Annotated in this window: 9 protein-coding genes; 1 reads left to right on the plus strand and 8 read right to left on the minus strand. The window is 62.5% G+C overall.

Annotation, left to right across the window (positions count from 1 at the left end; translation table 11 throughout):
- Window positions 1-10: 10 nt before the first annotated feature.
- The 4 genes from DCC24_RS02955 to glpK all read right to left on the minus strand — a co-directional run bounded on the left by DCC24_RS02955 (window position 11) and on the right by glpK (window position 6,194).
- Entirely contained in the window at window positions 11-979 is a 969-nt protein-coding gene (locus DCC24_RS02955; protein WP_110098407.1) for a DegV family protein, read from the minus strand.
- Between the two features lie 13 nt (window positions 980-992).
- Complete coding sequence (gene leuS, locus DCC24_RS02960; RefSeq protein ID WP_110098408.1) at window positions 993-3,491, minus strand: leucine--tRNA ligase; 2,499 nt, start codon at window positions 3,489-3,491, stop codon at window positions 993-995.
- 89 nt (window positions 3,492-3,580) lie between these two features.
- Window positions 3,581-4,321, minus strand: a complete 741-nt coding sequence (locus tag DCC24_RS02965; RefSeq protein ID WP_110098409.1) for a hypothetical protein — start codon at window positions 4,319-4,321, stop codon at window positions 3,581-3,583.
- A 358-nt stretch (window positions 4,322-4,679) separates the two neighbouring features.
- The gene (gene glpK, locus DCC24_RS02975; RefSeq protein WP_110098411.1) at window positions 4,680-6,194 is read right to left on the minus strand and encodes a glycerol kinase GlpK; all 1,515 of its coding nucleotides are present in this window, start codon (window positions 6,192-6,194) and stop codon (window positions 4,680-4,682) included.
- 50 nt (window positions 6,195-6,244) lie between these two features.
- On the opposite strand from glpK, the gene DCC24_RS02980 reads away from it, so the two are divergent.
- The gene (locus DCC24_RS02980; protein ID WP_110098412.1) at window positions 6,245-7,288 is read left to right on the plus strand and encodes an alpha/beta fold hydrolase; all 1,044 of its coding nucleotides are present in this window, start codon (window positions 6,245-6,247) and stop codon (window positions 7,286-7,288) included.
- Here DCC24_RS02980 and DCC24_RS02985 read toward each other — a convergent pair.
- From DCC24_RS02985 to DCC24_RS03000, 4 genes are all read right to left on the minus strand, one after another.
- Complete coding sequence (locus DCC24_RS02985; RefSeq protein ID WP_233491955.1) at window positions 7,285-9,408, minus strand: primosomal protein N'; 2,124 nt, start codon at window positions 9,406-9,408, stop codon at window positions 7,285-7,287. The genes DCC24_RS02980 and DCC24_RS02985 overlap by 4 nt on opposite strands.
- A gap of 1 nt (window position 9,409) precedes the next feature.
- Window positions 9,410-10,615 (minus strand): methionine adenosyltransferase, encoded by a 1,206-nt coding sequence (gene metK, locus DCC24_RS02990; RefSeq protein WP_110098517.1) that lies wholly within the window; start codon window positions 10,613-10,615, stop codon window positions 9,410-9,412.
- 180 nt (window positions 10,616-10,795) lie between these two features.
- Window positions 10,796-12,001 carry a thiolase family protein gene (locus DCC24_RS02995; protein ID WP_110098518.1) on the minus strand — a complete coding sequence of 402 codons (1,206 nt, stop codon included), beginning with the start codon at window positions 11,999-12,001 and terminating at the stop codon, window positions 10,796-10,798.
- 200 nt (window positions 12,002-12,201) lie between these two features.
- Window positions 12,202-13,029, minus strand: a complete 828-nt coding sequence (locus DCC24_RS03000) for an Ltp family lipoprotein (protein WP_110098519.1) — start codon at window positions 13,027-13,029, stop codon at window positions 12,202-12,204.
- Between the last annotated feature and the right edge of the window lie 140 nt (window positions 13,030-13,169).

A 13,169-nucleotide genomic window follows, 5' to 3' on the forward strand; every position in this document is an offset into this window, starting at 1 on the left:
TCTCGTGCGTCTAGAGAATGGTGCTGTAGTCCAGCTCGGGGCTGATGCTCACACCTAGGGCGCCTAACCCCAGGTGAGCTACCAGCACGGCCGGGATCATCAGCACCGGCACTGGTGCGGTGGAGTATTCATCGATGCGGGCGGCCAGCTCCATGGCGGAGTCGAGATTGCCGTAACCGTGTACGGCCAGGCGGATGGGGCGTTGTGTGGCAGCTTGGGCGACTTTATCCACCATGATCTGTTGGGCTTTGGCAAAATTCCGAGGTCGGTCCATCAACTGGATGGCTCCCTCGTTCAGGGTCAGCACCGGCCGGACCTGGAGTAGTTGCCCCAGCAGACCAGTCAGTGGCGGAATGCGTCCACCTTTGCGTAACTGGTCCAGGTTTGGGACCGTGAAATACACCTGCGAGGCTGTGGCTTGTTCATCAATGAGCTGTGCCAGCTTGGTTGCCGGAATGCCGTTATGGCCACGGACCACCGCATCCACCACCGCGTATCCCATAGCCATCCCGGAGGTCAGGGTGTCGACGATCTCGACCGGGATGGGTGATTGGGTGGCTGCCAGCCGAGCGGCTTCCACGGTGCCGGAGATCTTGCCGGAGACGTGCACCGAGACAATCGAACCGTAGCCCTGTTCGGCGATCCGCTCGTAGAGTTGCCGGAATTGTCCCGGCGCGGGCCGGGAGGTGCGCACCGGAGTACCAGCTGCTAGCGCGATGGGGAGCTCGTCGTTGGTATCGGCAGAGCCATCGGAGTGGATCTGCTCGCCAATCATCACCGGCATGGCAATCTGGCGCAACTGGGAGCCGGTCGGTAGCGTGGTGGCAACCGCTTCGGGAAGCGCCGAGGAGGTGTCGGTGACGATCACCGTCCGGTCTTTGCGGGGCGGTTTGATGTATCGTCCCAGACCGGGCACCTCGGCCCGGATTTTTCGGGCCCGGGTGTGCAGGTCGGTCAGCCAGCGGGTGTAGGTTGCCATACCAGACGGTGTCCTAGCCGGTCACGATATTGACCAGTTTGGGTTCCTTGACGATGACCTTGCGAATCTCGGCGCCGTCGAGGAATTTCTGGACTTTCTCTGAGGCCAGGGCTTTGGCTTCCAGCTCCTCGGCGGTAATCGAGGTCGGGACCTCGAACTTATCGCGCAGTTTGCCTTTGACCTGCACCACGGCGGTGATGCTGTCTTCCACCAATAGCTCGGGGTCGACGGTGGGCCAAAACGACCGGGACACCGACGGCTCGTGGCCCAACAGCGCCCACATGTCTTCGGCGGTATAGGGGGCTACCAGGGACAGTAGCTGGGCCAGGACTTCCACGGCCTCACGCACGGCCGGGTCGGCGATTCCTTGCTCGCTGGAATCCACGGTTTTCCGGACCGTATTGACCAACTCCATGCACCGGGCGACCACCACGTTGAACTTGTGGTCATCCAATAGAGTGTCGGCCTCATCGACGGTTTTGTGTGTCTTCTGGCGGAGCGAGACGGTTCCGGTGGAGGGGTCGGTACCGACTGGCGCACCGGATTCGTTGATGTCGCGGGCCAACCGCCAGGCCCGGGCGAGGAACTTCAGCGACGACTGCGGGGACACCTGGGCCCAGTCGATATCGTCTTCCGGCGGGGAGGCAAAAACCATGGTGAGTCGTACGGCATCGACACCGAAGGTGTCGAGCTGTTCACCCAGGTCCACACCATTACCGAGAGACTTGGACATCGCCTTGCCCTGGTTGAGAACCTGCCCCTGGTTGAGCAACCGGGAGAACGGTTCCACGAAGGAGACCAGCCCCATGTCGTAGAGGGCCTTGGTGAAGAACCGGGAGTACAGCAGGTGCAAGATCGCGTGCTCCACACCGCCGACATATTGGTCAACCGGTAGCCAGCGGTCCACGGCGTCCCGGTCCCAGCAGGCGGTGTCCACGTTCGGGGAGGCATACCGGATGTAGTACCAGGAGGAGTCCACGAAGGTGTCCATGGTGTCGGTATCTCGTTGTGCGGCACCGCCACAGTTCGGGCAGTCGACGTTGACCCATTCGGTAGCGGCCGCTAGTGGCGAGGTGCCCTTCGGGGCCAGCTGTTCACCCGTGAGGTTCTCGGGCTGGCGGACCGGAAGCTGGTCTTCGGGCACCGGGACTTCACCGCAGTCCGGGCAGTGAATGATCGGGATGCAGGCGCCCCAGAACCGCTGCCGCGATAGCAACCAATCGCGCAACCGGTAATTCACCGCAGCCCGTCCGGTTCCTCGGGCCTCCAGCGACTCAATGGCTTTGGCCTGGGCTGCGGTAGAGTCCAGGCCGGTGAGTTCTCCGGAGTTGACCAGGGTGCCGTGAGCGACGGTGGCGACCTTGGTCTCTTCGGGGTTGTCTTCTCCGTTGTCGACTACCTGGCGCACCGGTAGGCCGATGGCGACGGCGAAGTCCATATCGCGCTGGTCGTGAGCGGGCACGGCCATAATCGCCCCGGTGCCGTAGTCCGAGAGCACGTAGTCCGAGGCCCAGACCGGGATGCGTTCTCCGGACAGCGGGTTGATGGCGTAGCGCCCCAAAAACACGCCGGTCTTGTCCCGGTCGGTGGCCTGACGCTCAATATCGGAAACTTTCTTCAGCTCTTCCTGGTAGGCCTCCAATTCGGCGCGGTGCTCGTCATCGACGAGTTCACCGGCCAGCTCAGCGTCGGCGGCCACCACCATGAACGTGGCACCGTAGAGCGTGTCGGCACGGGTGGTATAGATTTCGATCTCCGGGCCGTCTTCGATCTGGAAGTTCACATTCGCCCCGGTGGAGCGACCAATCCAGTTGCGTTGCATGGCCAACACCCGGTCCGGCCACTTGCCTTCCAGGGCTTCCATGTCGTCGAGCAGACGGTCGGCATAGTCGGTGATCTTGAAGTACCACTGGTTCAGGCTCTTTTTGGTCACCTGGGTGCCACACCGCTCGCAGGCGCCGTCGACGACCTGCTCATTGGCCAACACGGTCTGATCCTTCGGGCACCAGTTCACCGGGGAGTTTTTCCGGTAGGCCAGCCCGTGTTTGTAGAACTGCAGGAACAGCCACTGGGTCCAGCGGTAGTATTCCGGGTCTGAGGTGTGCAGCTCGGTGTCCCAGTCCACCGAGATGGCGTAGCGCTGGAAGGATGCCTTCTGGGTTTCGATGTTCTGGTAGGTCCATTCCGCCGGGTGGCTATTGCGCTTAATCGCGGCGTTTTCGGCCGGCAGACCGAAAGAGTCCCATCCGATCGGGTGGAGCACATCGTAGCCTTTGAGCATCCAATACCGGGAGACCACATCCCCCATCGCGAAGGCCTCGGCGTGGCCCATGTGCAGGTCCCCGGAAGGGTAGGGAAACATATCCAGGACATAGCGTCGTTCCCGGCTGCCATCATCAGCAGGAGCGAAAGTGCGGTGCTCGGTCCAGTAGGTCCCCCAGCGTTTCTCCAGGGTCCGGAAATCGTAGTCCGTCTCGTGGTGATCGGGGGCTGGTGAAGTCGAGTCAGTCACTGGATTCCTGTTCGAAAGGTGGGTGGTGGGGTTGGGCTCACCGCGGGTGAGCCGGTGAGCTGGTGGCACGGGGCCATAACGTCATTAGTCTAGTGTAGGTCCTCGGTCAGTTCCGCACGGATCTCAGTCATCCATGCGTCCAGATCCTGGACAGCATCGATCTCTTCTTGGCTGTTGGGTTCTTCCAGATCAATCAAAAAGACGCGTTGCTCAGCTTCCCCCGGAAGCGACAGCTCCAGCACTTCTCCGTCCTCGGAGCCTGCCCACTGTACCTCAGGGTGCAAGCCGGCAACCAGGCCCGCCTCCCAGAGCCCTTCGAGTCGCGCTTCATAGCGTGGGGCAAATCGGGCATTCTCGGCAGAGCTCGACCAGGCATCGGCGAGGCCGTCCGGCATGCGGGGGAACATCCCATGGCGTTGGGCGAAGCTGACTCCGACAGGAATGGGTCGAATGACATCCCCGACGGTGATCAGTCCGGGTTGTTCGGCGGTGACCACGAGCTGGCCGGTGGCTACTGTTTTGTCAAATTCCACTTGACCCAGGGTGGTTCCCAGTGCAATCCGCGCACCAGCCAGTGACTGGAGCTCTTCTAGGCCTGCCCTGAGCTGTATACCTAGGTCACGAGGTGCCTCAGAGGTGGAGGCGGTAGCGGTCCTGTCGCTACTGTCACCAGCTGCCCTGACAACCAGGGTGTCGGCCGTCGGTTGAGCGGCTGTGGCCTTGATGTAGGTGGTCTGGGTTGTCGGTGCTATGCGAAGGTCCACGGTCACCTCAAGGGCATCGCACGGTGCCTCAGGTGCCAGACCATCGAGAGCTGTCACGGTGAACATGAGACCATGCTACGCCGACGTCAGTCACAAAGACCCCACAGCAGTGAACGGCTCGTGAATACCATCACGGAGCATCCACCGCTGTGGGGGTCGGTGCCGTTAGGGGCTAGGGGTTCGTGCTGGCGACGACGGCTGAGAAGGTAGCCAAACCGGTCGAAGCCAGGCTACCTTCACCTGAGACCTCCTGGTCAGACTCTTCAGTCTGTTCAGGTTGATCACTTCCAGCGCCGGGAACAGAGCTCTTCTCCGGTGAGGATTCAGAGCTTTCCGTGCCGTGCGATGAGGGGACGGAACGAGACGACTCCGGAGTATCCGACAGCTCAGACGGGTCCGGGGTATCCGAACGGCTCCACAAAATCTACTCTTTCGTAGGGTTCCAACCAATAGTGTGTTCAATGGCTTGAGCCCAGCCGGCCAGGAGACGCTGACGGTCTGATTCGCTCATGTTGGGCGTCCACTCGTGTCCGGGCTGGCACAGCGAGGAAACCTCGTGATGGTCGGTCCACAAGCCCCCACCGAGGCCGGCAGCAAAGGCAGCCCCACGGGCGGTGGTTTCAATATTCGAGGCCCGCTGAACCGGGATTTGCAACAGGTCGGCTTGGAATTGCATCAGATCGTGGTTGACGGTCATTCCCCCATCAACGCGTAGCACCTCGGGACCATCGACGCCGGTGTCTTCACTGACGGCGACCAGCACATCGCTGGTTTGGAAGGCGGTGGCTTCCAGCACCGCACGCGCAATATGTCCGGCGGTGGCGTAGCTGGTTAGGCCAATCATGGTGCCACGGGCGTCCGAGCGCCAGTAGGGGGCGAACAGCCCGGAGAACGCCGGCACAAAGTACACACCACCGTTGTCTGCTACGGTGGCGGCTAGTTCCTCGATCTCTTCCGAGGTCTGAATCAGCCCAATTTGGTCGCGTAACCATTGCACCACCGAGCCGGCTTGAGCCACCGAGCCTTCCAGCGCGTAGTGCACGTCGTCTCCCTGCAGGTGGTACGCCACGGTGGTAATCAGTCCGTGGGAGGACCGCACGAGCTCGGTACCGGTGTTGTGAAGCACGAAGCATCCGGTGCCATAGGTGTTTTTGACCTGTCCGGAGTGGAAGATCCCCTGTCCGAAAGCTGCGGCCTGTTGGTCGCCCAAAATGCCGGTGATGGGGATGCCGGTAAATCCCGACCCATCCGCCACGGTGCCGAAGTGACCGGAACAGGGTTTGATACTCGGCAGGGCCGCCAGGGTCTCCTCCACTGGCAAGCCCAACAGCTCGATGAGTTCCCGGTCCCAGTCACCCTCCAGGAGGTTCATCAGCAACGTACGGGAGGCGTTGGTGATGTCGGTGGCATGGGTGCTCCGGCCGGTGAGGTTCCACAGAATCCAGGAGTCGATGGTGCCGAACAACAATCGACCTTCTGCAGCCAGCTGGTTGACTTCGGGGACGTGGTCCCATAGCCACCGCATTTTCAGCCCCGAGAAATAGGAGGCCACCGGAAGACCGGATAGTTCTCGGACCCGTGGCGAGCGCTCGGCCAGTCGGGCGACCATCTCGTCGGTGCGGGTATCCTGCCAGACAATGGCCCGGTGAACCGGACGTCCTGTCTGCACGTCCCAGGCCACGGTGGTTTCGCGCTGATTGGTCATCCCGATGGCGACAATATTCGAGGCGGTATACCGGCTACGCGCTAAGCACAGGGCCATCAGTTCCCGGATGTTCTGCCAGATCTCTCCGGCATCGTGTTCCACCCAGCCCGGGTGAGGGAAGTACTGGCGGTGTTCCCGTTGTGCGAGAGCCACCTGGGTGCCGTCGGCCGCATAGATCACCACCCGCGAGGAGGTTGTTCCAATATCGAGACTCATCACCACAGATTCCGCCATAGTTCCTCACCCTAACCGTTCAGTAGCCCATCTCACACTAGGCTGAAAGGGTGTTCACCAACTCCCCGACCCGCATTCGCTTCCGCGACCAGCTCTGTCCGCCCACCCCGGTGCGTGATACCGCGACCTTCACCGGGTTCCCGATGCGCTTTCCCGAACGCCGTCTTCTGTGGCTGGCCGACCCGGTCTCCGGGGAGCCCACCCCCACGGTTCTCTACCACTACCGTCCGGCAACCGGCCCCACCCAAACCAGCACCACCCAAACCAGTACTGCTCACCGTCCCGATCCGGTGGTGATGGTCCACGGGTTCCGCGGCGACCACCACGGGCTCCAGTTGGTAGCCGACGCCTTAGCCGACCACGAGATATATATCCCGGACCTGCCCGGTTTCGGGGCATCCCCCGCCTTTCCCACCGCCCCGCACCGGTCGGAGGACTTCGCTGCGCTGATCAACCAGGTGCCCCAGGCTCTAGGTCTGAGCACGTCCCCGTGGTTGGTGGGGCACTCTTTTGGCTCGATCGTGGCCAGCTATGCAGTCGCAACCGCCGTTTCCGGTTCACCCGGTTGGCGCAGGCTGGCATTGCTGAATCCCATTGCCCGCCCTGCTTTAGCAGCCGATGGCTCCTGGTTTGAGCGCGTCGGGACGTCAGTCACGGCTGGCTTCTATCGGGCCTGTGCGAGCCTGCCCTCCGGGTTGGGCCGGTGGGCGTTATCAGCCAGTCCGATGGTGTGGGCCACCGGTGCTGTGATGTCAGAGACCGACGACCGTCGTATCCTGGCCTACACCCATGACCAACACCAGCAGTACTTCTCGGAGTTCGACACTCCCCACAGCCTGTTACAGGCCTATCAGGCCTCCATCTCCACCACCGTCGCCGAGGCGGCTCCGGACATCACCGTCCCGGTGTTGCTGATTGCCGGTAGGAAAGACCCGCTGGCCTCGGTGGATGACCAGCGGGTGTTGGCCACACGGTTTGGCCCCTCGTCTCACGTGCGGTTGGAGGTCATTGCCGAGACCGGGCATTTGATGCACTACGAACAGGCCCCGGCCATCGGCAGGTTGCTGACCGACTGGATGAGTGAGGTGGCTTAGAGCTCGCGCACTCCCCCAACGCGAACTTTCACGCTGGTGGCCGAGCGTTCGGCAGACAGCACCGCCTTTTGAGCCCGCAAAGCGGCCTGGACGGTGCTGGCCACCCGGTGCGGGTAGAACAGCAGAGCCCGCCACCGGGGTTCCTCGGTAGCTTCCACCGTGGCCTCCACCGGGGTGGGCCCAATCCACGGGGACTGTTCGGCACGATAAGGCAACTGCACGCCGGCAATAAATCTGTGCACCTCGGCACTGGTGCCGGTCACCTCGGCCACCTGAGTGATCGGCGGAAACCCCAGCTCGGCCCGGTCGGCCAGGGTGCGGGAGGCGAAACTGACCGGGTTCATCCGCACCAGGGCTCCTACGATCTCTTGGTGGGTTGCGGTGACGACCACCAATCCCCCATCAGATGCCGAACGCACCAGCGTGGCGGCTTGCATCCAGTGGCCCATCACCATTTCCGGGACCATCAGTCCCTCTCGTTGTAGCTGCGCGTCCCCGTCCAGCAAGAGCGCGGTGGCGTATCCGCCGGGGGCCACCGGCTCCGAGCCGGGGGTGGCCACCACCAGGGCGGGCTCGTCGGTGATGCTGGCGACCATGTGGTCGGCCGAGGAGGAAATCACCGGCACCTGCGGGAAGGCCCGGCCCAGCTCGTCGGCGGTGCGGTCCACGCCACGAGCGCCGGCCCGCAGTCGGGAGTTGCCGCAGTTGATGCACCGGTAGTCGCGGTGCCGGGCTCCGCACCATCGGCAGGCCAGTTCGCCACTGGCGGCCGCCATCCGGTCGGTGAAGCTCAGCGGACCGGTACAGTTCGGACACCGGGCCGGGGCATGACACCGGGTACAAAATACCCCGGGGATAAATCCGGCCCGATGCACCTGGACTAACACCGGACCACCTACGCCCTGGGTGCGGGTCCCGTCTAGTCCCTCGCGGGCGGCTTGCCAGGCCAGACCGGGTAGTCGTGCATGGGGCCCCATGTGGTCGCGTCTGGCATGAAAACTATCGGCGGTGGAGACTACCCGCGGGGCTAATCGATGGCGGGTGTGGCGCTCCGGGCTGATGTCGCGGGTCTGGCCGGTCTCAACCAGGTATTGGGTAGCGGTACTGCGGGAGGGCGAGACCAGCAGCAGCCGTGCGGGTGCAGTCGTCTCGGCCGTGGCACCGGTGCGACGCCGGGCGACGTGGGCGACCTGGTGGTAGGGTGCTCGGGGTTCGGTGAGCTGATCGTCGGCGTCCTGATACACCACCACCAGCCCCAGCCGATGCACCGGGGCCCAGATGGCCGACCGGGTGCCAATCACCACGTGCCGGTGGCCGGCCAGAATCTGCAGGAATGACCGGTAGCGCTGGGTGGGCCCTTGTCGGGAGTCCAACCGGGCGTAGTGATGCTGCCCGACCCGGTCGGCGACGTGGCGCTCGAGCCGATCGAGGTCTTTGAGATCCGGCACCACCAGGATGCTGCTCTGCTGCCGTGCCAGGGTCCGGGCGGCGGCATCGGCGAGCAACGCCATCGAGTCCCAGGCGCCGAAGCTGGAGGGAAGACTCAGCGCAAAGCTCGTCGCAGTGTCTTCGGGGCTGGGTTGTGCAAAGAGCCCTTCCCAGCCGGGAAACACCGTCCAGTCCACGGTCGGCGATTCCTGGTCAGTCTGCTCGGGGTGTTCGGGCCAGACCGGTTCCCGCACAGTGCCGTGGTCCTGGGCCCATTGGCGTTCGAGTTTTGCCACTCGCGGTGGGATGGCAGCCCGGAGAACATCAGCAACCGTGCCGGCGTAGTCGGCGGCCACGGTGGTGGCCAACCGATAGATATCCTCGGTCAGCACGGGCAGGGCCGAGACCACGGTGCGAATCGGAGTCAGGGTAGCCCGGGTGGAGATGGTGTCGGTGCGCTCGATAAGCCAGCCGGCCATGGTCTGGTGACCGAACCGGACTTTGACTTTCACCCCCGGTTGCGCCGGGGCATCCAGTTCGGGCGGAATCAGGTAGTCGAATAGCCGGTCTAAATGCGGGACCGGGGATTCCAGCAAGACCTTTGCCACGGGCCGGTCGGGCCAGCCGGTGGGATGTGGTGGCAGGGATGGCTCTGGGACAGGTAGGTCAAAGAGCGCATCGGTGGGTGGCACGTCACCAGCCTACAGCCGCGCGCAATGCCTCCACCTGATCGAGGCGTTCCCAGGTGAAGTCGGGATCTTCCCGGCCGAAATGGCCGTTGGTGGCGGTCTTGGCGTAGATCGGACGCAACAATTTCAGGCTAGAGATAATGGCGGCCGGACGCAGGTCGAAGACCTGATTCACCGCGGCAATGATCTGCTCGTGGGAGATCTTTTCGGTCCCAAAGGTGTCCACGTACAGACCAACGGGGCGGGCCTTGCCTAGTGCGTAAGCCACCTGGAATTCGGCCCGGTCAGCCAACCCGGCGGCCACCACATTCTTGGCCACCCAGCGCATCGCATAGGCCGCCGAGCGGTCCACCTTGGAGGGATCCTTACCGGAGAAGGCGCCACCACCGTGGCGGGCCATCCCACCGTAGGTGTCGACAATGATTTTGCGGCCGGTCAATCCGGCATCCCCGACCGGACCACCAATCACGAAGGGTCCACCGGGATTGATAATGTAATCAGCGTTCGAGTAGTCCAGATCGGAACTGGCCAGTACCGGATTGATGACGTGCTTGATCACATCGGCACGGACCGTCTCTTGGGACACGTCCGAGGTGTGTTGGGTGGAGACCACCACGGTTTCCACGGTCACCGGTCGGTGGTTCTGGTCATAGCCGACGGTGACCTGGGTTTTGCCATCCGGTAGCAAGTAGGACATCGGGGTGGATTCCAGGTTCCGCACCGTGGTCAGTCGTTCCGAGAGTCGGTGGGCTAAATAGGCCGGGGCCGGCATGTAGACCGGGGTCTCGTTGGTGGCGTAGCCGAACATGATGCCCTGGTCGCCTGCTCCTTGCAGATCAATCTGGTCGACTGAGCCGTCGCGGGCCTCCAGGGAGCGGGACACGCCCGAGTGGATATCCGAGGACTGCTGTCCGATGGAGATATTGACACCACAGGTTGCGCCGTCGAACCCATTGGCCGAGGAATCATAGCCGATGCCCAGAATCGTATTGCGCACAATTTCGGGGATCTCCACGTAAGCGGAGGTGCGCACCTCCCCAGCAACCTGCACCAGCCCGGTCGTGGTCAGCGTTTCCACCGCGACCTTAGCGTTGGGGTCCTGGGCCAATAAGGAGTCCAGGATGGCATCCGAAATCTGGTCACAGATCTTGTCGGGGTGTCCGCTGGTCACCGATTCAGAGGTGAACAGACGCAACTCGCCCGAGCCCACGCCCTCGTAACGGGCGTAGCCGGAACCGGTGGTGTTCTGAGAAGAATGCTGAGCTGTCACGGTTCGCCATTCTACCGCTCAGCGCTCAGCACCTGCAGTCCAGAAGTCACGAGCTGTTATCTTGCTCGCAACGCGGTCAGCGTCTTGAGCCGATGGGAGGGGAAGGTTTTCGTGTGTACTCTAACGTGCGTTGATGTTCTCCACGACCACGGCTAGACCTTGACCGACTCCAATGCACAGGCACGCCACACCCCAGCGGTCTCCGGATTCGTGCAGTCGTCGAGCCAGGGTCCCTAGCACGCGGGCACCGGAGGCACCCAACGGGTGGCCCAGCGCGATGGCTCCACCCCAGGTATTGACAATCCCCTGGTCCACACCCCAGGCGTCCAAACAGACCAGGGTTTGGGCGGCAAAGGCCTCGTTGAGCTCCACCGCTGCGATGTCGTCCCAGGTAATTCCGGCCCGAGCGATAGCACGGTTGGTGGCTTCCACGGGCGCATACCCGAAGAACTGGGGCTCATTAGCGGAGGCTGCACGTCCGGCAATGCGCACGAGGGGTTCCAGCCCCAGAATCTCGGAGGCCTTGTCGGATCCAATCCACACCGTGGCTGCTCCGTCGTTCATGGGCGAGGCGTTACCAGCAGTCACGGTGCCGTGGTCTTTCCGGAACACCGTGCGTAGCCCGGCCAGAGTTTCCGGGGTACATTCTGGGCGGATGGTTTCGTCCCGGTGTAGCTCGGTGCTGACAACCGGGGAGACCAGGTTGTCGTAGGTGCCGTTGTCCCAGGCGGTGGCCGCCAGCTGGTGGGAACGGGCCGCGTAGTCATCCATCCGTTCGCGAGTGATCCCGAATTTCTCACGCAACTGCTCGGTGGCCTCCCCGAGCGAGACCGTCCATTCAGCCGGCATGTTGTCGTTAATCAGTCGCCAGCCCAGCGCGGTATTGGATAGCTGCAGGTTATACATCGGGAACGGGCGATCGGTTTTCGGCAACACCCAGGGCGCTCGCGACATGGACTCCACCCCACCGGTGAGGATCAGATCGGCATCACCGACTTCCACCTGGCGGGAGGCGATCATCGCTGCGTCCAGGCTGGAACCGCACAGGCGGTTGACCGTGGTACCGGGAATGGATACTGGGAGCCCAGCCAGTAGCGTGGCCATGCGCGCAACATTGCGGTTGTCTTCTCCAGCCCCGTTGGCATTGCCAAAGATCACTTCGTCGATCTGGTCGGCTTCAGAGAGTTCATTGGGCAAATTCGGCGCCCTTTTGACGAGCTCGCCGATCACGTGCGCGGCCAGGTCATCCGGACGCACGGCTGCCAGTCCCCCGCCGATTTTGCCGAAGGGTGTGCGCACTGCGTCGTAGACGTACGCGGGTTTCAGAGCGGTCATGGCGTGGCGACCTCCTTCATGACAGTGCCCTAGATCACTTCTGAGTGATTATTCTAGTGTGGTCGCCACTAGCCGGTACATTGTCACTGACATGCTCGCAGACACACCACAGGCCTGATCTTCTGCCCGCTGGTTAACCATCCAGACAAAAGACCAGGCCCTGGTGGTCATGATCTGGTCGGCGTGACGGTTCACAGACCGACTGAGTCAGCTCCATAGGCAGCCTGGGAATCAGAGAATCCCTCGAACTTCAGCTGGTCGATGAGTCCAGACCGGGAGAAACCGGACATGGATACATAGTTCTCTGCTTTTTGGGCAGCTTGCTCATTCCAGTCAACCGTCATTTGCCCCACGGCGGCAGTAGCATCCGCAGTGGAGAACCCTTCGAATTCCAGTTGCTCAATCAGACCAGACTCCGAGAACGCCATGGTGCTCAGGTAGCTTTCGGCTGATCTGCCCGCCTGTGCACCCCAATCGACCGTCAGGCTGTCAACCGCAGCGGTGGCTTCTTTCTCGGTGAATCCTTCGAAGATGAGCTGATCAATGAGTCCAGATCGGGAGAATCCCGAGTACGAAAGATACGATTCTGCTGCTGTGACCGCGTTATCCGCCGCCACGCTCACTGGGTTTTCTTCTTCAGTCGGGCTCACGTTAGCAGTAGGTGCCTCAGCCGCGGCCTCGAATGGCACGTCGGATGCCTCCTGGTCTTCAGTCTCCAAGGCAATATCGGCCTCGAGATCAGTGTCGAGGGCTGGTTCGGCGTCCGTGGGCGTCGGTGTTTTGACCTCCGGCGTCGTGTCCTCGGTGGTTGTGGCAGCCACGGGCTCTGCCTCGGGTTGCTCCGTTCCAGCTGCGAGGCCTCCGATCAGAACGCAGAGCCCCAGTCCACCAACGATCAACCACGTTCGTTTGAGCTTGTACCAGGGACGTTTGGGCTGAGACTGCTGGGGAGGAGTCTGGTCAGGAAGGGGGTTGCGGAAATGAGCAGGTGGTTGGGTGGGTGGATAATACTGCGCCATGATGGGTTGTCCTGTCTGTGAGCGCTCACCGCAGGTCGAAACCGAGAGGCCACGACACGAGGTGGGAATGATCAACGAGTGATCAGCGCGAGCAACTGTGGCAGTCGCTGGTCCGATCTTCTCCAAGGCTAAGAGCCACC

This window comes from Auritidibacter sp. NML100628, assembly GCF_003185985.1.
GTDB lineage: Bacteria > Actinomycetota > Actinomycetes > Actinomycetales > Micrococcaceae > Auritidibacter > Auritidibacter ignavus.

Coding starts and splice junctions, on each gene's coding strand:
- DCC24_RS02955 (WP_110098407.1), bottom strand. CDS start 979: ATGGCAACCTACACCCGCTGGCTGACCGACCTGCACACCCGGGCCCGA.
- DCC24_RS02965 (WP_110098409.1), bottom strand. CDS start 4,321: ATGTTCACCGTGACAGCTCTCGATGGTCTGGCACCTGAGGCACCGTGC.
- glpK (WP_110098411.1), bottom strand. CDS start 6,194: ATGGCGGAATCTGTGGTGATGAGTCTCGATATTGGAACAACCTCCTCG.
- DCC24_RS03000 (WP_110098519.1), bottom strand. CDS start 13,029: ATGGCGCAGTATTATCCACCCACCCAACCACCTGCTCATTTCCGCAAC.